We start from the raw sequence: 22,298 nt of genomic DNA on the forward strand, positions 1-22,298 counted from the left end.
GAACATGAAGATCCTGGTTACCGGAACCGACGGCTACCTTGGCTGCCTGCTGGCCCCTACCCTGGCCGCCGATGGCCATGAGGTGGTGGGCCTGGACACGGGCTTCTACAAGTACGGCTGGCTGTACAACGGCGTCGCGATGACCCCGCAGACCCTGAACAAGGACATGCGGGAGCTGACCGTCGCCGACTGCGAGGGCTTCGACGCCGTCGTCGCCATGGCGGAGTTGAGCAATGACCCCACCGGTGATCTGGTGGGTCCGATCACCTATGACATCAACCACAAGGGTTCGGTGCACGTGGCCGAGGTGGCCAAGCAGGCCGGCGTGCCGCGCTTCGTCTACATGTCGTCGTGCTCCGCCTACGGGGTGGCCGAGGGCGTCGCCGACGAGACCAGCGAGGTCAACCCGCAGACCGCCTACGCCAAGTGCAAGGTGCTCACCGAGAATGACCTGTGGAAGATGGCCGACGACAACTTCCATCCCACCGCCCTGCGCAATTCCACCGCCTACGGCGCCTCCCCGCGCCAGCGCTTCGACATCGTGCTGAACAACCTGTCCGGTCTGGCCTGGACCACCGGCAAGATCGCGATGACCTCCGACGGCACCCCGTGGCGCCCGATGGTGCATGGCCTGGACATCGCCAAGGCCATCCGCGCCGTACTGGATGCCCCGGTGGAGAAGGTGCATTCGGAGATCTTCAACGTCGGCTCCAACAACCAGAACTACACCGTGCGCCAGATCGCCGAGACCGTGGCCCAGGAGTTCACCGGCTGCGAGCTGACCTTCGGTGAGCCCAGCGCCGACAACCGCTCCTACCGGGTCAACTTCGACAAGATCACCGACACCCTGGGCTACTCCACCGACTGGGACCTGGCCGCCGGCGCCAAGCAGCTGCATGAGGTCTTCGAGGCCATCCAGCTCACCCCGGAGATCTTCAACGGCCGGGGCCACACCCGGCTGAAGCAGATCGAGTACCTGCTCGAGACCAAGCAGGTCACCCCGGACCTCTTCTGGACCACGAAGGAAAACTGATCATGGAATGGACCCCCACCGAGGTCGACGGCTGCTGGATCATCGACATCAAGCCGTTCACCGACGACCGTGGCTTCTTCACCCGTACCTTCGACGCCAAGGAGTTCGCCGAGCACGGGCTGCCCACCGAGGTGGTGCAGGCCAACATGAGCGGAAATCACAAGAAGGGCACGATGCGCGGCATGCACCGCCAGATCGAGCCCGACGCCGAGGGCAAGCTGGTGCGCTGCGTCAAGGGCAGCATCGTCGACTGCTGCCTGGACCTGCGTGAGGACTCCCCCACCTTCGGCAAGAAGGTGATGGTGGAGCTCTCCGAGGACAACCACCGCGCCCTGTGGATCCCGCCCTACTGCGCCCACGGCTATCTCACCCTGAGCGACGACACCCTGGTCACCTACCAGGTCTCCGGCTACTACGCCCCTCAGAGCGAACGTGGCCAGCGCTGGAATGACCCGGCCTTCGGCCTGGAGTGGCCCGTCGAGGTCGAGGTGATCAGCGAGAAGGACCAGAACTGGCCCGACTGGGATGGCAAGGAGATTCCTCAGTGATCATCACCGACACCCTGCTGCAGCGCGCGGAACTGGCGCACCAGCCGATCCGCGTCGGCGTCGTCGGCCCGGGCTTCATGGCCCGCGGCATGATGAACCACATCCACCACACCGTGCCGGGCATGGTGATCACCGCGGTCTACGCCCGTTCGCTGGAGAAGGCCCGGGCCGCGCTCGACTACGCCGGCTACGGCAGTGACCAGGTGGTGGACACGGACAATGCCAGCGCCGTGTCCGCCGCCGCCCGACAGGGCAAGGTGGCCGTCACCGACGACCACACCGCCCTGTGCGCCTCCGACGAGGTCGACGTGGTGGTGGACGCCACCGGCAGCGTCTTCTTCGGAGCCGAGCTGGCGCTGTGCGCCATCGAGCACGGCAAGCACCTGGTGCTGATGAATGCCGAGGTGGACGCCACCCTGGGCACCATCCTGTGCAAGAAGGCCGAGGCGGCCGGCGTCGTGTACACCGGCATGGACGGTGACCAGCCCGGCGTGCAGATGAACCTGATCCGCTTTGTCCGCGGGCTGGGGCTGGAGCCACTGGTGGCCGGCAACATCAAGGGCCTGCAGGACGAGTACCGCAACCCCACCACCCAGGAGGGCTTCGCCAAGAAGTGGGGACAGGACCCGCACATGGTGACCTCCTTTGCCGACGGCACCAAGGTGAGCGTGGAGCAGGCCCTGGTGGCCAATGCGGCCGGCTTCTCCGTGCACCAGCGCGGCTGCCTGGGCCGGGACCACGAGGGCCACGTTGACGAGCTGACCGGACTGTACGACCTGGCCGAGCTGAAGGCGCTGGGCGGCGCGGTGGACTACGTCGTCAAGGCCAAGCCGGGGCCGGGCGTCTACGTCCTGGCCACCCACGACGACCCGAAGCAGCAGCACTACCTCAACCTGTACAAACTGGGTGAGGGACCGCTCTACTCCTTCTACCAGCCTTACCACCTGTGCCACTTCGAGGTGCCCAACACCATTGCCCGCGCCATGCTGCTGGGCGACGCGTGCATCAAGCCGCTGCCCGACGGGCCGCGGGTTGAGGTGGTGCCGATGGCCAAGCGCGAGCTCAAGGCCGGTCAGGAACTGGACGCCAAGGGTGGCTACGACTACTACGGCGTGTGCGAGAAGGCGTCGATCCAGCGCGGCGAGAACCTGCTGCCGCTGGGTCTGGCCGAGGGCTGCGTACTGAAGCGCGACATCGCCAAGGACGAGGTCATCTCCTATGCCGATGTCGAGATTCCCGCAGGTCGGTTGGCCGACGCGCTGCGCACCGAACAGGACGCACTCTTCCCGGTGGCTGACCGGTGAGCGAGCACACCGAATGTGACGGGGTGTACGACTATCTGGTGGTCGGGGCCGGCATCGTCGGCCTCGCCACCGCCCTCACCCTGCTGGAGAAGCGCCCCGGATCCTCGCTGCTGGTGGTGGACAAGGAGGCGCAGGTGGCCGCGCACCAGACTGGCCACAATTCCGGCGTGATCCACGCCGGCGTCTACTACGCCCCTGGTTCCAAGAAGGCACTGTTCTGCAAGCAGGGCGCCCAGTGGACCCGCGACTTCTGCGACGCCAACGGCATTGCATACCGCAACACGGGCAAGCTGATCGTCGCCACCAACGAGCTCGAGCTCGAGCGGATGCACAAGCTCTTCGAGCGGGCCACGCTGAACGAACTCGACGTCGAACTGATCGACGGTGCCGAGCTGCGTCGTCGTGAACCGAATGTGGTGGGGCTCGGCGCCATCGTGGTCAAGCAGACCGGCATCGTCGACTATCGCGAGGTCTGCGCCAAGATGGCCGACAAGATCGTCGCGCTGGGCGGCGCGGTGCGGCTGTCCACCCCGGTGGCGGGCATCCACGAGTCCCTGAGCGAGGTCTCGGTGGATCTGGGTGGTGGCACCGGCAACGAGCGGGTCTACGCCCGACAGCTGGTGGTTTGTGGCGGGATCCAGGCCGATCGACTGGCCCGGATGGCGGGTCTGGAACCCGATTTCCAGATGGTGCCCTTCCGCGGCGAATACTACCGTCTCGCCCCGCAACACAACAGCATCGTCTCCGCCCTGATCTACCCGGTGCCGGATCCGGATCTACCCTTCCTGGGCGTCCATCTGACGCCGATGATGGACGGGACGGTCACCGTCGGGCCCAATGCGGTGATGGGCTTTGCCCGGGAGGGCTACCCGAAGCTGTCGATCGCGCCCGGCGACGTGGTGGACTTCGTCCGTTTCAAGGGCTTCTGGAAGCTCGCCAAGGGCATGCTGCGCACCGGGATCAAGGAACAGTGGGATTCGGTGCACAAGCCCAGCTACCTCAAGCGGGTGCAGAAGTACTGTCCGAAGCTGACCACTGGTGACCTGGGGCCCTACCCGCCCGGCATCCGGGCGCAGGCCGTCCGGGCCGACGGGACGATGGTGGAGGACTTCCACTTCCTGCAGACCGCACGCATGCTGCACGTCTGCAATGCCCCCTCCCCGGCCGCGACGTCGGCTATGCCGATCGCGAACCACATCACGGAGCAGCTTCTTGGAACCTAGTCTGGATGAGTTCCAATCCAGTCCTGGGGGGTTCTATCAATGACAGAGCAGGAGCAGACCGGGCCTCGCACCGAGCAGGTGCCGGGTGCTGACAGCCAGCATGGTGAGGGGTGGGCCGAGCGCGTCTCGGCACCACCCAGCCGAGGCTGGGTACGCGCCCTGACCCAGAAGGTGCCGCTGCTGGGGCAGCTCCGGGAAGACATGCGGGCCAATGACGGGGTGCTGCGGCCGGGCTTCCAGGCCCTGGCCGCAGCCCGCGTTGGCGCGTGGGCACACACCTCCGATGCGCCCGGCGTCCTGCGTCGGCCCGTACTGGCGGTCAGTCGGGCCGGACAGCTCTTCTGCCGCAATGTCTACGGCATTGACCTTCCGGACAGCGTTCAGGTGGGTCACCGAGTGCGCTTTGTGGAGCAGCACGGCATCGTGATCCACCCCTTCAGCGTGATCGGCGACGACTGCATCATCCGGCAGGGAGTGACCCTCGGGGCCATCAGCGGTGACCCGAACCGCTACGCCGGCGAGGCGCCGAAGCTGGGCCGCAATGTCTCCGTCGGCGCCAATGCCTGTGTCCTGGGCGACGTCCGGGTGGGTGACGACGTGCAGATCGGACCCAATGCGACGGTGATGGACGACATCCCGTCCCGCGCCACCGTGCTCTCGCCCAGGTCCCGGGTGATGCGCGCCGAGTAGGAGTTCCCCGATGTCGGGGTAGACGAAACGCCCGGAGCCAGGTGGCTCCGGGCGTTTCGCCGATGGGTTGGTCAGCAGCCGATCAGGCGCTGGGCTAGGTAGCCCTGCACCTGGTCGAGCGCCACCCGCTCCTGCTGCATGGTGTCACGCTCGCGGATGGTGACCGCATTGTCCTCCAGTGTGTCGAAGTCGACGGTGATGCAGTAGGGGGTACCGATCTCGTCCTGGCGACGGTAGCGCTTGCCGATCGCCTGGGCGTCGTCGAAGTCAACATTCCAGCTCTTGCGCAGTTGGGCGGCCAGATCCCGGGCCTTCGGCGAGAGCTGCTCATTGCGGCTCAGCGGCAGTACCGCGGCCTTGACCGGGGAGAGGCGGTGATCCAGCTTCAGGACGGTGCGCTTGTCCACGCCGCCCTTGGTGTTGGGCGCCTCGTCCTCGGTGTAGGCCTCCACCATGAAGGCCATCAGCGAGCGGGTCAGACCGGCGGCCGGCTCGATCACGTAGGGGATGTACTTCTCGCCGGCCGCCTGGTCGAAGTAGCTCAGGTCGACACCCGAGTGCTCCGAGTGAGTCTTCAGGTCGAAGTCGGTGCGGTTGGCGATGCCCTCCAGCTCGCCCCAGTCGCTTCCGGCGAAGCCGAACTTGTACTCGATGTCGACGGTGCGCTTGGAGTAGTGGGAGAGCTTCTCCTGCGGGTGCTCGTAGTGGCGCAGATTTTCCGGGTTGATACCCAGATCGGTGTACCACTGGGTGCGGGCGTCAATCCAGTACTGGTGCCAGTCCTCGTCGGTGCCGGGCTTGACGAAGAATTCCATCTCCATCTGCTCGAACTCGCGGGTGCGGAAGATGAAGTTGCCGGGGGTGATCTCGTTGCGGAAGCTCTTGCCGATCTGGCCGATGCCGAAGGGGGGCTTCATCCGGCTGGACTGCACCACATTCTTGAAGTTCACGAAGATGCCCTGGGCGGTCTCTGGGCGCAGGTAGTGCAGGCCGGACTCGTCCTCCAGCACGCCCAGGTAGGTCTTGAGCATCATGTTGAAGTCGCGCGGCTCGGTCCACTGGCCCTTGTTGCCACAGTTGGGGCAGTTCACCTCGGCCTGGTTCTCCGGCAGGCGGCCGTGCTTGGCCTCGAAGTCCTCTTCCAGGTGGTCGGCGCGGAAACGCTTGTGGCAGGACAGGCATTCGGTCAGCGGATCGGTGAACACACCGACGTGCCCCGACGCCACCCAGACCTGCTTGGGCAGGATGATCGAGCTGTCCAGGCCGGCGACGTCGTCGCGGCCGGTGACCATGAAGCGCCACCACTGCTTCTTGATGTTCTCCTTGAGCTCGACGCCCAGGGGTCCGTAGTCCCATGCGGCGCGGGTGCCGCCGTAGATCTCACCGCAGGGGAAGACGAATCCCCGTCGCTTGCACAGGCTGATCACATTGTCGAGAGTGCTGGGTGCCACTTCTTCTTCTCCATGTCCTCAATGGACCCGACGCCTGGAGGGTGCCGGGCTGTGCGCAGCACCGCACAGTGCGGCCGTTCACGCTGCGGTCCACCCTATCGGGAATTGCCGACCAGCCCAGCCCTTGACACGACGGGCACCTTCCGCGCCCAGCCCAAGCCCGCTGGCCGAGCTCGTCGAGGACGGCTGAACCCCGGCCACGTTGGCCGGGCTTGTCGACCCCCCCCCCCCCCGGAGACGGACTCGTCAGAACCTCCTCGGCAGGTTCTCCCCCACCGTCTCGGGATCGGCGAAGGCGCTCGGTTCGTCGATGCACAGGCTGAGCAGCGGGGTCAGCGTCATCTTGGACTCGTAGCCGCCCAGTGCCCAGCGGTAGGCACCGACGTGCTCCCAGCGGGTGACCAGGGCCCACAGTTCGGGATCGTCCAGATTCTGCACCAGGTCGATCGACTCCAGCCCCTGCTTGCTGCGAAAGAGTTCGACGGCGGCCTCGGCCTGCGCGAGGAAGGAGGGGCGCTGCGACGCCGAAACCCGAAAGCGGTTGATCACGATCACGACGCGAGCCTAGCGTTCGCCTCCCCACGACGATTTGCGAACCATTCTCATCTTTGTTGATAATGGTTCCCATGAAGAACCGCCTGACCGCGCTTGTCGCCTCCGCCCTGCTCCTGATCGCCCCGGCCTGTGGCTCCACCACGCCCGCCGCCGAAGACGACAAGCTCACCGTCGTGGCGGCCTTCTACCCGCTGCAGTTCGTGGCGGAGCGGGTCGCCGGCGAGCGGGCGACGGTGACCAGCCTCACCTCTCCGGGTCAGGAGGCACACGACGTAGACCTCTCCGCCAAGCAGGTCGCCTCGTTGACGGAGGCGGATCTGGTGATCTACCAGAAGGGCTTCCAGAGCGCCGTCGACGATGCGGTGCAACAGGCACAGCCCAAGAGGGTGATCGACGTCAGCACCGCCGTCGAACTGATGGAATCGGCCACCGACGACGGTCACGAGCATCACGAGCACTCCGAGGGCGACGGCCACGAGCACGCCACCGATCCGCACATCTGGCTGGACCCCACCAACATGGCCGCGATCACCAGTGCGGTCGCCACCACGCTTGCCGAGGTCGACGCCGAGGGCTCCGACGCCCTCACGGCCAATGCGGACAAGCTGAAGACCGAGCTGACCACGCTGGACAACGACTTCACCGCCGGGCTGAAGAACTGCCAGCGCAAGGAGTTCATCACCTCGCACGCCGCCTTCGGCTACCTGGCCCATGCCTACGGCCTGACCCAGATCGGGATCTCCGGCCTCTCCCCCGAATCCGACCCGTCGCCCACCCGGATCGCCGAGGTGCAGAAGCTGGCCAGGGAACACGGCGTCACCACCATCTTCTACGAGACCCTCACCTCCCCGGGGCATGCCAAGGCGATTGCCGGCGACCTGAAGCTGAGGACCGACGTGCTGGACCCGATCGAGGGGATCACCCCCGAATCCAAGGGCACCGACTACATTGCAGTGCAGCGCGCGAACCTCGCCGCCCTGAAAACCGCGAACGGATGCCAGTGAACCACTCCGCAACACCCCTGGTGGAGGGCCGCGACCTGGTCGTCGCCCTGCAGGGGCACGAGATCCTGCATGGGGTCAGCGCCCGGGTGATGCCCGGCGAGACCGTTGCGCTGCTGGGCGGCAATGGCTCCGGCAAGACCACCCTGGTGCGCACCCTGCTGGGTCTGGCCCCGGTCAGCTCCGGCGAACGACGCCTGTTCGGCACCCCACTGGAGCGCTTCCACGACTGGCAACGGGTGGGTCATGTTCCCCAGCGGGTCACCCTGCAACTGGCCAATGCGACGGTGGGTGAGGTGGTGGCAACCGGCCGGCTCGGCCGTCGCGGCCCCTTCATCCCGATGCGACGGGCCGACCGCGCCGCGATCGGCCAGGCCCTGGAACGGGTGCAGCTGACCGAACTGCGCAAGGCACCCTTCCTGCGGCTGTCGGGTGGGCAGCAGCAGCGCGCCCTGATCGCCCGCGCGCTGTGCACCGAACCCGAGCTGCTGGTGCTGGACGAGCCCTTGGCCGGGTTGGACATGGACACCCAACGTGCCCTGGCCGCGGTGCTCGGCGAGCTCAAGCAGGATGGCCTGGGCATCCTGGTGGTACTGCACGAACTGGGACCGCTGGAGGGCCTGATCGACCGCTCCGTCGTGCTTCGCACCGGTCAGGTGATCCACGACGGTCCGCTGCTGGCCGGGCCCGGTCTCGGTGGCCACCACCACTACACCAACCCCCAGACCGCGCCACCGCTCCCCGCGCCCCGGCTGCTGGCCGAGAACCGACCCCCGCGGGAGAACCGATGAACGAACTGTTCGGCGTCGCCTTCATGCAGCGCGCCCTGATTGCCGCCTTCCTCTCCGGCCTGATGTCCCCGGCGATCGGCACCTACATCGTGCAGCGCCGGCTCAGCCTGCTGGGCGACGGACTGGGCCACGTCGCCGTCGCCGGGGTGGGCTTGAGCTTTCTCACCGGCACCGCTCCCCTGCCACTGGCGATCGCGGTCTGCGTGGCGGGCGCGGTGGCCGTGGAGCTGCTGCGCCAGCAGGGCCGCGCCACCGGCGACGTCGGGCTGGCCGTGCTCTTCTACGGCGGACTGGCCTCCGGCGTGATGATGGCCGGTCTGGGCGGTCAGGGCACCGGCGCGCTCTCCCAATTCCTGTTCGGCTCGCTCACCACCGTCTCCGAGTCCGATCTGGTGGTGGTCAGCATCCTGGCCAGCGTGGTCCTGCTCTTCTGCGTCGGGCTGTGGCCACGACTGTTCGCGATCTGTGCCGACGAGGACTTCAGTCAGGTCCTGGGGCTGAAGGTGCGCTGGCTGAACCTGCTGATCGTGGTGCTGGCCGCGGTCACCGTCACCATGAGCATGCGCACCGTCGGTCTGCTGCTGGTCAGCGCCATGATGGTGATTCCGGTGGCCACCGCCCAGAACCTGTTCGTCAGCTTCAAGGCCTGCCTGTTCGGTTCGATGGCGATCGGCGCCAGCGTGGCCTTCGGCGGCACCGTCGGCTCCTACTTCTGGAACACGGCGTCGGGCGCGACGATCGTGGTCTGCGCCATCGCGCTCTTCCTGGCCACCTGGCCCTTCACCGCGATCCTGCACCGCCGGCACGCCACATGGGCGGCCAAGCATGAACTGGTGGTGCCGGTGGAGCACGTCATCTGCGCCGAACCGCCGCACAGCCACGACGGCGACCACGTCGCCATCCAGCACGGTGACCACGTCGACTACCTGCACGACGGGCACCGGCACGCACCCCACGGAGACCACTTCGATGAGCACTGAACCAGAGATGAGCACTCAGCCCCGCAAGGCCGGCCGTACCGGCCAGCGCACCACCCGGCAGCGGCTGGCGATCCGCGCGCTGCTGACCGACATCGACGGCTTCCGCAGCGCCCAACAACTGCACGAGGAATTGCGCGCCGCCGGGGATTCCGTCGGGCTGGCCACCGTCTACCGCACCCTGCAGGCCATGGCCGATTCCGGCGAGGTGGACGCGATCCGCACCGACGACGGGGAGATGGTCTACCGCCAGTGCTCCGACGGCCACCATCACCACCTGGTCTGCCGGGAGTGCGGCCGGACGGTGGAGATCAGCGCCAAGGTGGTGGAGCAGTGGGCCGCCGAGGTGGCCGCGGAGCACGGCTTTCGGGATGCGGGGCACGAGATCGAGCTCTTCGGGCTCTGCTCGGTCTGCTGAACAGCCTCAGAACGGACGCGTGACCGGGGTCTGCGAGTCACTGCGGTTCACATAGGGCATGGAGCGCAGCCCCCGCTCCAGGTGCCACTGCACGAAGGCCTGGATCAGTCCACTGCCTTCCCGCTGGCGGGGGCTCTGGACGTCACGGGTCTGCGTCCAGTCGCCGGTGAGCAGGGCCTGCAGGTAGCCGATGGTCTCGGGCCGGGGTCGCGCAGAGCCGGGCGGGCGGCATTCGACGCACACCATCCCACCGGCCGACGGGTTGAAGAACTGGTGCGGGCCGGCGGTGCCGCACCGGGCGCAGGCCTCCAGCGCCGGCGCGTAGCCGGCCACGGCCAGGGCGCGCAGCAGGTAGGAGTCCAGCACCATGGTTGCCGGACGGGGCCCGTCGGTGGTGCCCTTCCCCAGCACCCGCAGGGCCCCCACCAGCAGGCGGTACTGCTGCAGCGCCGGTTCGCGTTCCTCCGCCACCAGCCGGTCCGCCGTCTCCAGCATCACCTGACCGCAGCAATAGGCGTCGTAATCCGTCAGCAGCGGCTCACCAAAGGCGTGCAGGCTCTCGGCCTGCGCGACGACGTCCAGGGCACGCCCGGTGGCGAACTGCACATCGACGTGGCTGAAGGGCTCCAGCCGTCCGCCGAACTTGGACGAGGTGCGCCGTACCCCGCGGGCCACGGCCCGGATCTTGCCATTCTGCCGGCTCAGCAGGGTGATGATCCGGTCCGCTTCGCCCAGCTTGTGGGTCCGCAGCACGACGGCTTCATCACGATAGGTGGGCACCCATGGATTCTGCCACGCACCGTGGAGCCGGTGACCCGACCCCTCCTAGACTGAACGCATGTCCAACCCGACGCTTGAGCTGGATCAGACCATCCGTCGTCTCCATGACCTGTCAGAGCCACCCTTCGACTGGCGGGTGGGTTCGGTGAAGCAGCTGGCCAAGCGTGTTGGCGCGTCACCGCTGGGCCGCTTGCGCGTCAAGGGCGTGGAGTTTCCCGACGGCGAGCGGTTCGCCTTCAAGGCCGAGGACGGCACCGTGCAAGGTTTCGGCACCCTGATCACCGACGCTGACCTGGACCAGGCCTTCGCCGCCGCAGATGCCGCGGCCACCGAGCAGTTCGGGAATCCGGTGGGCACGGTGCGCTATGTGCCGTGCAATCGCCGTCGGGTGTGGCGGATGCCCACCGGGCATGACTTCGAACTGGTGCAGAGCCTGGGCTCGCTCTCGCTGAACGTCATCGCCGACAACTTCCGTCACCAGCAGACCGCCCCTCCCACCAGTGAGCAGATCACCGACGGCTGCATCGAGATCATCGACACCGTCACCATTGCCCTGCGTGAGCTGCTGGCCAGCGAGCCCGAGACCTGGCGGCTGTGCCGCCTGCTGAACGCGGTCGAACCGGTGAGTCTGGTGCCGGAGATGCCGGTGCTGGTGGAATTCGACCGTCGCGAGGCACCCTTCGTGGTCTCAGCCATCCGCTCCGACCTCTCTGTCGCGCGATTCGAGATGCTCTCCCTCAACCCCTTCATCGCCGAGGACTGGCCAGAACGCGACCTCGATTCGCTCTTCGACGAGCTGGTCTGTGTCCTGGAGGAGACCTATGGGGAGTGCCTCGACGATCACGGCGACGAGCAGGTCTGGCTGATCAACGACTGGACTGTTCACGTGTTCCTGGAGGATGAGTGGGTGCGGATGCGCCTGGAACCCCCGTCGCAGCAGCCGGCCGAGCAAGCCTCGGATGAGCTGTTCACCCAGCCCGCCGAGGCGACGCCCGAGGTGCAGGCCGCGGTGGAAACGGCCAGCAGGATCCTCGACGGCGAGTACGACTTCACCGTCGAGAACATCGACGCCCTCGCCCGCCTCCTGCGGTTGCCGACGGACAGCCAGATCGACCCGATGGACCGCAACGAGGGGAACGACGTTGTCCTCCCCAACCCCCTGGGCGCCTTCCAATGGGCGCTGGAGGGCAACGCCGACGACGAGTCCCGGTTCAACCACCTGCGCGTGGCCTTCGACCCCGGCCAGACGGGGCCCGAGGACTTCGAGCGGGTAAAGGGTTGGTTCGAACAGGCCTGGACCCCCACCCACGAGGAGGAGGACGGCTGGGCCGCGTGGTACCACTCACACGGCACCGCGGAACTCAAGGCCATGGAGAACTACCTGTTGTTCACCATCGCGCCCGACTGATGAATCGCAGGTGACCGGCGGGGCTGAGCCGTCACCTGTTCGTCATCATGCCCATGGCGAACAGCTCTGGCCCTGACCGGAGCACCCGGGTGAGGATCGTCACATGAGCCTCAAGAAGACCGCCGCCGGAGCAGCCGCCGCCACCGTGGCCGCGCTCGCCGCCCAGGACCTCCTGCAGACCAAGCACGCCCTGCGCCGCAATTTCCCGGTGCTCGCCCGCGCCCGTTACGGCCTGGAGGCGATCGGGCCGGAGTTGCGCCAGTACATCGTCACCGGCAATGACGAGGAGCGCCCCTTCAGCCGCGACCAGCGGCGCTGGGTCTACGCGTCGTCCAAGGGACAGAACAACTACTTCGGTTTCGGCACGGACAATGACGTGGAGAACCAGGAGTACCCGGTGGTCAAGCACCGCACCTTCTCCGACGTGGCCCCTGCCTCCCCGCTTCACCTGGACCCGTCGCGTCCCGTGCCCTGCGCCAAGGTGGTCGGAGGGCCGCGCGGCCGACGCAAGGCCTTCCGCCCCAGTTCCGTGGTGAATGTCTCCGCGATGAGCTTCGGTTCGCTCAGCCCGCAGGCCATCCAGGCGATCAACAAGGGCGCCGCGCTGGCCGGCTTCATGCACAACACCGGCGAGGGTGGCCTGTCCGACCACCACCGTCAGGGCGGGGACCTGATGCTGCAGATCGGCACCGGCTACTTCGGCTGCCGCGACGCCGACGGCAATTTCGATCTGGAGAAGCTGGCCGGCGTCGTCGAGTCGGCCCCGGTCAGGATGATCGAGATCAAGCTGAGCCAGGGCGCCAAGCCCGGGCTGGGCGGTCACCTGCCCGGCGCCAAGGTGAACGCGGAGATTGCCCAGATCCGCGGCGTCGAAGAGGGCAAGGACGTGGTCAGCCCGTCGCGGCACACCGCCTTCCGCAACATCGACGAGCTGCTGGACTTCGTCGAGCGGGTCGCCGAGCGCACGGGGCTCCCGGTGGGAATCAAGTCCGCCGTCGGCGACCTGGGCTTCTGGCACGAGCTGGCCGACACGATGAGCGACGGCAGCCGCGGGGTTGACTTCATCACCATCGACGGCGGCGAGGGCGGCACCGGTGCGGCGCCGATGGTCTTCTCCGACAGCGTCTCCTACCCCTTCCGGGTGGGTTTCACCGAGGTCTACCGGATCTTCGCCGAGCGCGGTTTGAGCGACCGCGTTGTGTGGATCGGTTCCGGCAAGCTGGGCCTGCCGGACAATGCGATCGTCGCCTTCGCGCTGGGCGCGGACATGGTGCACGTCGCCCGGGAGGCGATGCTGGCGATCGGCTGCATCCAGGCGCAGAAGTGCCACACCGACGAGTGCCCCACCGGCGTCGCCACCCAGAACAAGTGGCTGGCGCACGGGCTGGAGCCGCAGGGCAAGGCCGAGCGGCTGGCCCGCTATGTGCAGACCCTGCGGCGTGACCTGCTGAAGGTCTCCGAGGCCGCCGGCGTCGAGCATCCCGCGCTGCTCAGCCCGGACGACGTCGACATCATGCACGGCACCAATGGTCACCAGAGCCTGCGGGAGATCTACGGCTACCGCGACGGTTGGGGCGTGCCCGGCCAGGAGATCCGTGACGAGATTGCCCGGATCATGCGAGCCGGCGATGACCAGGCGGGCAAGGACGAGGTGGTGCAGCACGAGCCGGTGGACAACTCGGCACACACCGACGCCCCGACCGGCTGACGCGCGGGTGCGGGGACGGCCGCGGCGCTAGGCTCGCAGGTGTGAGCACCAAGTTTCCCGTCAAGCGCAGCCCGTCCCCGCACCCGTCGGGTGCCACCCCGCCGCAGATCGAGCAGAAGCTGCTGCCCCAACACGTCGCCATCGTGATGGACGGCAATGGCCGCTGGGCCAAGCAGCGCGGGCTCAAGCGCACCGACGGGCATGCCCGGGGCGAGGCCAGCCTGTTCGACGTGATCGAGGGCGCGATCGAGCTGGGGATCCCCTACCTGAGCGCTTACGCCTTCAGCACGGAGAACTGGAAGCGCTCCCCCGACGAGGTTCGCTGGCTGATGGGCTTCAACCGCGACGTGATCCACCGCCGTCGGGACAATTTCGATGAGCTGGGGGTCCGGGTGCGGTGGGCCGGGCGACGCCCCAAGCTGTGGCGCAGCGTGATCAATGAGCTCAAGGTGGCCGAGGAGCAGAGCAAGGACAACACCACCCTGACGCTTCAGTTCTGCTGCAACTACGGTGGCCAGGCGGAGATTGCCGACGGGGTGCGGGAGATCGCCCGGCTGGCCAAGGCCGGCAAGCTGGATCCGGACCGGATCACCGAGAAGACCATCACGCAGCACCTGTACTGCCCGGAGATTCCCCCGGTGGACCTGTTCGTCCGCTCCTCGGGCGAGCAGCGCACCAGCAACTTCCTGCTGTGGCAGTCGGCCTATGCGGAGATGGTCTTCCTGGACCAGCTCTGGCCGGATTTCGACCGGCGCGACCTGTGGCAGGCCATCGAGCTGTATGTGAACCGCGACCGGCGCTTCGGTGGCGCGATCCCGAACGAGGTCTCCCAGGCCCGGCCCAGCGAGGCACCCGTCCACTGACCAGGCCTCGACAGGCTCGGCCACCGTGGTCACCAGCCCCAACCACGGTCCCGAGCCTGTCGAGGGGTGGTTCCCTCGGGCTCATGGTGCTCGGCTACGCAGGGCTGATCACAAGGTCGGGCATGGCGCGTACCAGCTTCAGGTCACAGGACAACACTTGGCACTCAAACGCTTCCGCCAGCGCCACGTACATGGCGTCATATGCACTGACGTTGTGTCGCAGCTTCCACGCAGGGAACATCAACTCACCCATGTCGAACAACTGGACCCCCAGGTCCTTGAAGTCCTGCAAGGCGAAGGCGACTCGTTCCGAAGCCAGTTGTCCGCTCAAGTTCCAGCCTCGCAGGATCGAGACCACTTCAGCAGCCAGAAGCTGCGGCGCAATCAAGGGGTGGCTCCCCATGTGGACTCCGACATCCAGTCCCTGCTCCGTTCCCAGAAGGAATTCCGCAGCCGCCGACGCATCAAGAACCAGTGTCATCGAGACGCGCGCTCGCCCGCGAGCACGTCACTGGCGGGGGTCAGCGACTGCCGCCCGCGACGAGCAATCCGCTCAGCAAGCTCGGCACGATCCGGCCGCTGGTTGATCTGCTCGAGCTCCCCCAAGAGATAGTCGCTGAGCGAGCGCCCCTGGGAAGCAGCCCGCGCCTTGAGCGATCGGCTCAGCTCCTCGGGCACATTGCGCACCTGAATAGTCGTCATGCATCAAGCATGTCATACATGTGAAGTGCATGCACTTGCTCACTGATTCTCCTCCGCCCGCGTTCGTGCCACGCGGATCGCCCGCCCGCGCTCCCGGCGCGGGTGGGCGATGCGACGGGTACTGCTCAGACGTCCATCCGGTTGACGGCGCTGACCACGCCCTGCAGCGAGGCGGTCATGATGTCGGGGTCGATCCCGACACCCCAGACGATCCGGGCGTCGTCCTCGCCGCCCACCTCGCACTCGACGTAGGCCGCGGCCTGCGCGTCGCCGCCGGCGGTCAGGGCGTGCTCGGTGTAGTCCAGCACCCGCAGCTCGACGCCCAGGTTGCCCAGCGCGTCGACGAAGGCCGAGACGGGTCCATTGCCCTCGCCGGTGATGGTCTGCTCCGCTCCGCGCCAGGTCACCTTGGCGGAGATGGTGTGCACCCCCGCCTGACTGGCCGTGGAGGTCTCCCCCAGCTTCAGCGGCTCGTCGCGCAGCAGGTACTCGCTGGAGAAGATCTCCCACAGCTGGGCCGAATTCACCTCGCCGCCCTCCGTGTCGGTGTGTGCCTGGACGACGCGGCTGAACTCCATCTGCAGCCGGCGCGGCAGATCCAGCTTGTGGTCGGTCTTCATCAGGTAGGCCATCCCACCCTTGCCGGACTGGCTGTTCACCCGGATCACGGCCTCGTAGCTGCGGCCGACGTCGTGCGGGTCGATCGGCAGGTAGGGTGCCTCCCACGCGACGTCGTGGATGCCCTTGCCCTGTTCCTGCGCGGTCTTCTCCAGCATCTCCAGGCCCTTCTTGATGGCGTCCTGGTGGCTGCCCGAGAAAGCGGTGTAGACCAGGTCACCGGCGTAGGGATGGCGTGGATGCACGGGCAGACCGGTGCAGTACTCGACGGTGCGGCGGATCTCGTCGATGTGGCCGAAGTCGATCTTCGGGTCGATGCCCTGGCTGAACAGGTTCAGCCCCAGCGTGACCAGATCCACATTGCCGGTGCGCTCGCCGTGGCCGAACAGGCAGCCCTCCACCCGGTCCGCACCGGCCATCATGCCCAGCTCGGTGGCGGCGACGGCGGTGCCGCGGTCATTGTGCGGGTGCAGGCTGATCGCCACATTCTCCCGGTTGCGGATGTTGCGGCCGAAGTACTCGATCTGGTCGGCATAGGTGTTCGGCGTGCTCATCTCCACCGTGGCGGGCAGGTTGAAGATGATCTCGCGGCCCTCGCTGGGCTGCCAGACGTCGGCAACGGCATTGCAGACCTCGACGGCGAAGTCGGTGGGCGTCTGGGTGAAGATCTCCGGGCTGTACTGGTAGCCGAACTCGACGTCGCCCAGATTGGCCTCGGCGTGCTTCATCACCATCTCGGTACCGCGGGTGGCCAGCGCGATGCACTCCGCCTCGCTGACCTTGAAGACCACCCGACGGAAGAGTTCCGCGGTGGCGTTGTACATGTGGATGTTGGCGCGCTTGGCGCCCACCAGGCTCTGCGCGGTGCGCTCGATCAGGTCCTCCCGGGCCTGGGTCAGCACGGAGATCTGCACGTCGTCCGGGATCGCGTCGTCGGTGATCAGGCTGCGGACGAAGTCGAAGTCGGTCTGGGAGGCCGAGGGGAAGCCCACCTCGATCTCCTTGTAGCCCATCGCCACCAGGAGGTCGAACATCTTGCGCTTGCGGGCGGGGGTCATCGGGTCGATCAGCGCCTGGTTGCCGTCGCGCAGGTCGGTAGACAGCCAGCGCGGGGCCTGGGTGATCTTCTTGGTGGGCCAAGTACGGTCCGGCACGTCGACGGGCTGGAAGGCGGTGTAGCGGCCGAACGGCATCGGGCTGGGCTGCTGGACGGGAATGCCCTGCTGGGGGCGGGTGCCGAACTGGTTCTGGGTGGTCATGCTGGTGCTCCTCAAGCTGTGGAGGGTGGGTGCCATGGCGTGACAGGGCTCCGCAGCGAGGATGCCGTGGCCGGATTGGTTACCGGGCCTCGCTGCGGCAGACAAGGAGCAGTCGGACCCGCGGGGGCAGGCCATGCTTCACGAACGCCATGTCAGGCACTCTAGCCAGACCATGGCCGACGCGTGGGATATCCGTCCGGATTTCGGGACGGGAGCCGCCCAGGGGCCTCCACAGGCTCGGCCGTCGTGGTCACCAGCCAGCCGAGGGATCCTCACCCCTTGAGGAAGGTGCGGACCCGCATCGCGACCTGCTCGTCGAGGCCCCTGAACAACTCGTCCAGGTCATGCACCAGGCGGGAGCCAGCGCCATTCCAGTCGCTGGCGATCACCTCGTCGCCCACCACTCGGTGCCGGTTGGTGAGCTTCTCCGCCACGTACAGGCCGACCTCGTCGGCCTCGTGCACCAGCACAGCCCGGTGCAGCGAGCCGGCCTGCTCCTCCAGCAGGGTGAAAGGCAGCTCCGCATCGCCGGAATCCAGCAATTCCTTGACCAGCAGGTATTCGGCGAAGCTGGGAACGGCATCGGCCGGGTCGCTCGGCTCGTGGTCGCGCTCGACGAAGTTCTGCTCGTCGTGCCAGACATAGTGCCGCCAGTGCCGCGGGTTCTCGTCGTCGAACTCGATCCGGCTCTCGACGTGGTACAGCCCCTCGGGCCGGGTGAAGCACACCATGGTGGACAGGCTCGTCGGCTGCACCCGGCGCACGACGGCACCGATCTTGATGCCGCCAGAATTGTGGAAGGTCTCGGTCACGACGTCGTGGCTCATGCCGTGATCCTGCCACAGCTCGGTCCGGGGCGCGAGGCCCCGAGGAACGTCGCTCAGAAGCCCAGCCGGTTGAGGTACTTGGGGTCGCGCTGCCAGTCCTTGAGCACCTTCACCTTGAGGTCCAGGTGCACCGGGGTGCCCAGCAGGGCGCTGATCTGCTGCCGGGCGCGGGTGCCCACCTCCTTGAGGTGTTCCCCCTTGTGGCCGATCATGATGCCCTTCTGGGAGTCGCGCTCCACGATCATCGAGGCAAAGACGTCCAGCAGCGGCTTGTCCTCTGGCCGGCCGGCGCGCAGGCCCATCTCGTCGATCTCGACGGTGATGGAGTGCGGCAGTTCGTCGCGCACCCCCTCCAGCGCGGCCTCGCGGATGAGCTCCTTGACCAGCGTCTCGGTGGGCTCGTCGGTGACCTCACCGTCGGGGTAGAAGGCGGGGCCGTAGGGCAAGAGCTTGACCAACTCGTCGGCCACCACGTCGGTCTGCTCACCGCTGACGGCCGAACACGGGATGATCGTCTCCCAGCGGATGCCCAGCTTCTCCTCCAGGGCCTGGATGTCCAGCAGGTGCTGGCGCAGCCGGTCGCCGCTGACCAGGTCGATCTTGGTGGCCAGCGCCACCAGCTTGGGCTTCTTGGGCAGCTTGGCGATCTCGGTGACCAGGAAGGTGTCGCCGGGGCCGATCGGCTGGTTGGAGGGCAGGCAGACGCCGATCACGTCCACCTCCGTCCAGGTCTCGCGCACCAGGTCGTTGAGTCGCTGGCCCAGCAGGGTGCGCGGTTTGTGCAGCCCGGGGGTGTCGATCAGCACCAACTGCGAGTCCGGCCGGTCCACGATCCCGCGGATGGAATGCCGGGTGGTCTGCGGCTTGGAGCTGGTGATGGCGATCTTGGAGCCCACCAGCGCATTGGTCAGCGTCGACTTGCCGGCATTGGGTCGGCCGACGAAACAGGCGAAGCCGGAGCGAAAGGTCTTGTCCCCAGTCCAGTCGATGTCGGTCTCGGGGTCGAAGTCGTCGCTCATCAACTCGTCGAGCGTGGGCATCCGGCCAGCGCTCTGCTGAGCCTTCTTCGGGTCCTTGGTGGGCTCAGGCATGGTCGTCCTCGGTGTCGTCGTCGGTGATGGGGCTGTCGTCGGGGGTGCGGTGCACCAGGCAGGTGTCGATCTGGTGGCGTCGACCAGAGGCCTTCTCGGCCTCGATCCGCAGACCCGCCCAGTTGACCACGCTGCCGGGGATCGGCACCACGTTGAGCTGCTTGGCCATCAGGCCGCCGACGGTGCTGACATCCTCGTCGTCCAGTTCCAGGCCGAACAGGTCGCCCAGTTCGTCGATCGGCAACCGGGCGGAGATCCGGAAGACGCCCGGCTCCAGTTCCTCGGTGTGGGTGGGTTCGGCGTCGTACTCGTCGACGATCTCGCCGACGATCTCCTCCAGCACGTCCTCGATGGAGCACAGGCCGGCGGTGCCGCCGAATTCATCCACGACGATCACGACGTGGTTGCGGTCACGCTGCATCTCCCGCATCAGCTCATTGGCTGCCTTGGAGTCGGGGCAGAAATGGGCGGGGCGCATCAGCTGGGCGACGGTCTCGTTGCGTTCGGCGTCGGGATTGTCGTAGCTGCGCTTCACCATGTCCTTCAGGTAGACCATGCCCTGAATGTCGTCCAGGCCCTCCCCGACGACGGGGATCCGGCTGAAGCCGCTTCTCAGCGCCAGCGACAGACCTTGTCGCAACGTCTTGTCGGCGGAGATGAAGACCATGTCCGGGCGCGGCACCATCACCTCGCGCACGATCGTGTCGCCCAGCTCGAAGACCGAGTGGATCATCCGGCTCTCGCCCTGGTCGATCACATCCGACGCCTCGGCCTGGTCCACCAGGTCTCGCAATTCCGCCTCGGAACTGAACGGGCCGTCGGCAAAGCCGCGCCCCGGGGTCAGTGCGTTGCCGATCAGGATCATCAGCTGCGGCAGCGGCCCCAGCATGGTGGTGAGCACCGAGACGGGGCCGGAGGCGCGCAGGGCGATGGTTTCCGAGCGTTGCCGGCCGATGGTCAGCGGCGCGACACCCCACAGGATGTAGCTGATCAGGATCATCGGGCCGGCTGCGATCAGCAGTCGCTGCCAGCTGCCCTGCACGTGCGCGAAGGTGATCTGGCAGACCAGCACCACCGCCACCAGCTCGCAGATGGTGCGCACCAGCAGGGTGGTGTTCACATAGGGCGCCGGGTCTTCGGCCATCTTCTGCAGCCGCGCCGCGCCGGGGCGTTCCTCCTCGACGAGCTTCTCGGCCCGCCCTCGGCTGATCTGGGTGAGCGCGGTTTCTGCCGCGGCCAGCAGGAAGGCCAGTACGACGCACACCAGGGCAATGCCAATTTCGATCCAGTTGTTCTGGGTCACAGGGGCGGATCACTCTCGTCTCTCACAGGGGATTCCCCCAGATTCTACCGTCCGCCACCGGCGAAGGCCTCATGCGCCCTTGTGCGCCTGCCACGCGGCGATGATCTTGTCGTTCAGCCCGAACATCACGGCCTTCTCCTCCGGCTCGGCGTGATCATGCCCCAGCAGGTGCAGCAAGCCGTGGATCAGCAGGTATTCCGCTTCCTCGTCGGGGCGACGGCCGTTCTCCGCGGCCTGTCGTTCGGTGACGGCCGGGCAGAGGACGATGTCGCCCAGCAGGCCCTGCGGGGCTTCCTCGTCGTCATCCTCGGGGGCGCGCAGCTCGTCCATCGGGAAGCTGAGCACGTCGGTGGGGCCGGGCAGGTCCATGAAGCGCAGGTGGTAGTTCTCCATGGTGGGTTCGTCCACCAGCAGGATCGACAGGTCGCTCTGCGGGTGGATCCGCAGCTGGGCCAGGGCAAAGTTGGCCAGTTTGATCAGGCCCTGCTCGTCGGCGCTCTGCCCGGACTCGTTGTTCAGGTCGATCATCGCTTGGTCCCTCCAAAGTCCCGCGCCCGACGCTCGGCCCGGTTGGGCTGGCGGTCGAAGGCCTGCTGCACCGCGTCCGTGCTCTCGTACTGATCGTAGGCGGCGACGATCCGGCCGACGAGCTGGTGGCGCACCACGTCGCGGCTGGTCAGGTTGCAGAAGGCGATGTCCTTGACCCCGTCCAGGATCTGCTGCACGCCGCGCAGGCCCGACGGCTGGCCGTTGGGCAGGTCCACCTGGGTGATGTCACCGGTGACGACGATCTTGGAGTTGAAGCCCAGCCGGGTGAGGAACATCTTCATCTGTTCCATGGACGTGTTCTGCGCCTCGTCCAGGATGATGAAGGCGTCGTTCAGCGTACGGCCGCGCATGTAGGCGAGCGGCGCCACCTCGATGGTGCCGGCGGTCAGCAGCTTCGGCACGGCTTCGGGGTCCATCATGTCGTGCAGCGCGTCGTAGAGCGGGCGCAGGTAGGGGTCGATCTTGTCGTTCAGGGTGCCGGGCAGGAAGCCGAGCCGCTCCCCCGCCTCGATCGCCGGGCGGGTGAGGATGATCCGGTTGATCTGGTGGGCGTTGAGCGCCTGCACCGCCTTGGCGACAGCCAGGTAGGTCTTGCCGGTGCCGGCCGGGCCGATCCCGAAGGTGACGGTGTTGGCGTCGATCGCATCCACATAGCGCTTCTGGTTGAGCGTCTTGGCACGGATCGACTTGCCCCGGGTGGACAGGATGTTGTGGGTGAGCACCTCGGCGGGGCTCACCTCGTCGCTGGCGGCGGTCATCCCGACGATCCGCTCCACCGCATCCTTGGTGAGCCCCTGGCCGGTACGCAGGATGGTGATCATCTCCGTGAACACGTCGGCGGCCAGCTGGATGTCGGCGGCGGTGCCGGTGAGCATCACCTCATTGCCGCGCACCAGGATGTCGGCGTCCAGTTCCTCCTCCAGCACCCGCAGGAAGTCGTCGCGGGGGCCCAGCACGTTGACCATCGGGATGGACGCGGGGACGCTGAGCCGACGGGTGGCGCTCTGCCTGGAGATCTCGCGGGACTCACGCGGGGCAAACTCGGGACTGGTCAGGATTCCTCCAAGGACGTGGGGCTGCCGCTGCGGCAGCATCCACAAGTCTATGCGGCACCTGAACCGGCTCCGCAACCGATTGATCTTTCGCCAAACCCACCAAGCGCCTGAAATTTGTCGGAGCCTGCTTCTACAGTGGGCAAC

The 22,298-nt window shown here is 67.1% G+C and carries 23 protein-coding genes; 12 read left to right on the top strand and 11 right to left on the bottom strand.

The features are described from left to right. Positions 1-4: 4 nt before the first annotated feature. Genes AAEX57_RS05915 through AAEX57_RS05935 form a run of 5 tightly spaced genes read left to right on the top strand, consistent with a single transcriptional unit; the run spans position 5 to position 4,798 of the window. Positions 5-1,033, top strand: a complete 1,029-nt coding sequence (locus AAEX57_RS05915) for an NAD-dependent epimerase/dehydratase family protein (RefSeq protein WP_342091569.1) — start codon at positions 5-7, stop codon at positions 1,031-1,033. A 2-nt stretch (positions 1,034-1,035) separates the two neighbouring features. Next, positions 1,036-1,581 (top strand): dTDP-4-dehydrorhamnose 3,5-epimerase, encoded by a 546-nt coding sequence (gene rfbC, locus AAEX57_RS05920; protein WP_342091432.1) that lies wholly within the window; start codon positions 1,036-1,038, stop codon positions 1,579-1,581. Further along, positions 1,578-2,885 carry an NAD(P)H-dependent oxidoreductase gene (locus tag AAEX57_RS05925; protein ID WP_342091431.1) on the top strand — a complete coding sequence of 436 codons (1,308 nt, stop codon included), beginning with the start codon at positions 1,578-1,580 and terminating at the stop codon, positions 2,883-2,885. The genes rfbC and AAEX57_RS05925 overlap by 4 nt, the downstream gene beginning before the upstream one ends. Next, complete coding sequence (gene lhgO / locus AAEX57_RS05930; RefSeq protein ID WP_342091430.1) at positions 2,882-4,108, top strand: L-2-hydroxyglutarate oxidase; 1,227 nt, start codon at positions 2,882-2,884, stop codon at positions 4,106-4,108. The genes AAEX57_RS05925 and lhgO overlap by 4 nt, the downstream gene beginning before the upstream one ends. 39 nt (positions 4,109-4,147) lie before the next feature. After that, positions 4,148-4,798, top strand: coding sequence for a serine O-acetyltransferase (locus tag AAEX57_RS05935; protein WP_342091429.1), 651 nt, complete (start codon positions 4,148-4,150; stop codon positions 4,796-4,798). A 71-nt stretch (positions 4,799-4,869) separates the two neighbouring features. On the opposite strand, the gene AAEX57_RS05940 is transcribed toward AAEX57_RS05935, so the two are convergent. Continuing rightward, complete coding sequence (locus tag AAEX57_RS05940) at positions 4,870-6,249, bottom strand: glycine--tRNA ligase (protein ID WP_342091428.1); 1,380 nt, start codon at positions 6,247-6,249, stop codon at positions 4,870-4,872. 246 nt (positions 6,250-6,495) lie between these two features. Further along, positions 6,496-6,804: an antibiotic biosynthesis monooxygenase family protein gene (locus tag AAEX57_RS05945; RefSeq protein WP_342091427.1), complete on the bottom strand. Its 309-nt coding sequence runs from the start codon at positions 6,802-6,804 to the stop codon at positions 6,496-6,498. Between the two features lie 71 nt (positions 6,805-6,875). Here AAEX57_RS05945 and AAEX57_RS05950 point away from each other — a divergent pair, with 71 nt between their 5' ends. Genes AAEX57_RS05950 through AAEX57_RS05965 form a run of 4 tightly spaced genes read left to right on the top strand, consistent with a single transcriptional unit; the run spans position 6,876 to position 9,991 of the window. Then, positions 6,876-7,808 carry a metal ABC transporter substrate-binding protein gene (locus AAEX57_RS05950; RefSeq protein WP_342091426.1) on the top strand — a complete coding sequence of 311 codons (933 nt, stop codon included), beginning with the start codon at positions 6,876-6,878 and terminating at the stop codon, positions 7,806-7,808. Then, positions 7,799-8,596 (top strand): metal ABC transporter ATP-binding protein, encoded by a 798-nt coding sequence (locus AAEX57_RS05955; protein WP_446721099.1) that lies wholly within the window; start codon positions 7,799-7,801, stop codon positions 8,594-8,596. The genes AAEX57_RS05950 and AAEX57_RS05955 overlap by 10 nt, the downstream gene beginning before the upstream one ends. Next, positions 8,593-9,576, top strand: a complete 984-nt coding sequence (locus AAEX57_RS05960) for a metal ABC transporter permease (protein ID WP_342091424.1) — start codon at positions 8,593-8,595, stop codon at positions 9,574-9,576. The genes AAEX57_RS05955 and AAEX57_RS05960 overlap by 4 nt, the downstream gene beginning before the upstream one ends. Further along, positions 9,566-9,991: a Fur family transcriptional regulator gene (locus tag AAEX57_RS05965; protein WP_342091423.1), complete on the top strand. Its 426-nt coding sequence runs from the start codon at positions 9,566-9,568 to the stop codon at positions 9,989-9,991. The genes AAEX57_RS05960 and AAEX57_RS05965 overlap by 11 nt, the downstream gene beginning before the upstream one ends. A 6-nt stretch (positions 9,992-9,997) precedes the next feature. Here AAEX57_RS05965 and recO read toward each other — a convergent pair whose 3' ends face one another. Beyond that, positions 9,998-10,771 carry a DNA repair protein RecO gene (gene recO / locus AAEX57_RS05970; protein WP_342091422.1) on the bottom strand — a complete coding sequence of 258 codons (774 nt, stop codon included), beginning with the start codon at positions 10,769-10,771 and terminating at the stop codon, positions 9,998-10,000. A gap of 58 nt (positions 10,772-10,829) precedes the next feature. Here recO and AAEX57_RS05975 point away from each other — a divergent pair, with 58 nt between their 5' ends. From AAEX57_RS05975 to AAEX57_RS05985, 3 genes are all read left to right on the top strand, one after another. Further along, positions 10,830-12,179, top strand: coding sequence for a hypothetical protein (locus AAEX57_RS05975; RefSeq protein ID WP_342091421.1), 1,350 nt, complete (start codon positions 10,830-10,832; stop codon positions 12,177-12,179). Between the two features lie 103 nt (positions 12,180-12,282). Next, positions 12,283-13,887: an FMN-binding glutamate synthase family protein gene (locus AAEX57_RS05980; protein ID WP_342091420.1), complete on the top strand. Its 1,605-nt coding sequence runs from the start codon at positions 12,283-12,285 to the stop codon at positions 13,885-13,887. A gap of 41 nt (positions 13,888-13,928) precedes the next feature. Then, positions 13,929-14,750 carry an isoprenyl transferase gene (locus AAEX57_RS05985; protein WP_342091419.1) on the top strand — a complete coding sequence of 274 codons (822 nt, stop codon included), beginning with the start codon at positions 13,929-13,931 and terminating at the stop codon, positions 14,748-14,750. Between the two features lie 94 nt (positions 14,751-14,844). Here the strand turns inward: AAEX57_RS05985 and AAEX57_RS05990 are convergent, their stop codons facing one another. From AAEX57_RS05990 to AAEX57_RS06025, 8 genes are all read right to left on the bottom strand, one after another. Beyond that, a complete protein-coding gene (locus AAEX57_RS05990; RefSeq protein WP_342091418.1) occupies positions 14,845-15,231 on the bottom strand; it encodes a type II toxin-antitoxin system VapC family toxin in 387 nt (128 codons plus the stop codon). Continuing rightward, on the bottom strand, positions 15,228-15,452 hold the full coding sequence (locus AAEX57_RS05995) for a FitA-like ribbon-helix-helix domain-containing protein (RefSeq protein ID WP_342091417.1): 225 nt from the start codon (positions 15,450-15,452) through the stop codon (positions 15,228-15,230). The genes AAEX57_RS05990 and AAEX57_RS05995 overlap by 4 nt, the downstream gene beginning before the upstream one ends. A gap of 125 nt (positions 15,453-15,577) precedes the next feature. Then, positions 15,578-17,329 carry a 2-isopropylmalate synthase gene (gene leuA, locus AAEX57_RS06000; protein WP_342091416.1) on the bottom strand — a complete coding sequence of 584 codons (1,752 nt, stop codon included), beginning with the start codon at positions 17,327-17,329 and terminating at the stop codon, positions 15,578-15,580. A gap of 272 nt (positions 17,330-17,601) precedes the next feature. Further along, on the bottom strand, positions 17,602-18,156 hold the full coding sequence (locus tag AAEX57_RS06005) for a hypothetical protein (RefSeq protein ID WP_342091415.1): 555 nt from the start codon (positions 18,154-18,156) through the stop codon (positions 17,602-17,604). Between the two features lie 53 nt (positions 18,157-18,209). Continuing rightward, entirely contained in the window at positions 18,210-19,247 is a 1,038-nt protein-coding gene (gene era / locus AAEX57_RS06010) for a GTPase Era (RefSeq protein ID WP_446721098.1), read from the bottom strand. Next, entirely contained in the window at positions 19,240-20,550 is a 1,311-nt protein-coding gene (locus AAEX57_RS06015) for a hemolysin family protein (protein ID WP_342091414.1), read from the bottom strand. Before AAEX57_RS06015 ends, era begins: the two co-directional genes overlap by 8 nt. Positions 20,551-20,619: 69 nt before the next feature. Next, a complete protein-coding gene (gene ybeY, locus AAEX57_RS06020) occupies positions 20,620-21,078 on the bottom strand; it encodes an rRNA maturation RNase YbeY (protein ID WP_342091413.1) in 459 nt (152 codons plus the stop codon). After that, positions 21,075-22,064: a PhoH family protein gene (locus tag AAEX57_RS06025; RefSeq protein WP_342091567.1), complete on the bottom strand. Its 990-nt coding sequence runs from the start codon at positions 22,062-22,064 to the stop codon at positions 21,075-21,077. Before AAEX57_RS06025 ends, ybeY begins: the two co-directional genes overlap by 4 nt. Between the last annotated feature and the right edge of the window lie 234 nt (positions 22,065-22,298).

Origin of the sequence: Luteococcus sp. H91 (assembly GCF_038433135.1) — a bacterium.
In the GTDB taxonomy this organism is placed as follows: Bacteria; Actinomycetota; Actinomycetes; order Propionibacteriales; family Propionibacteriaceae; genus Luteococcus.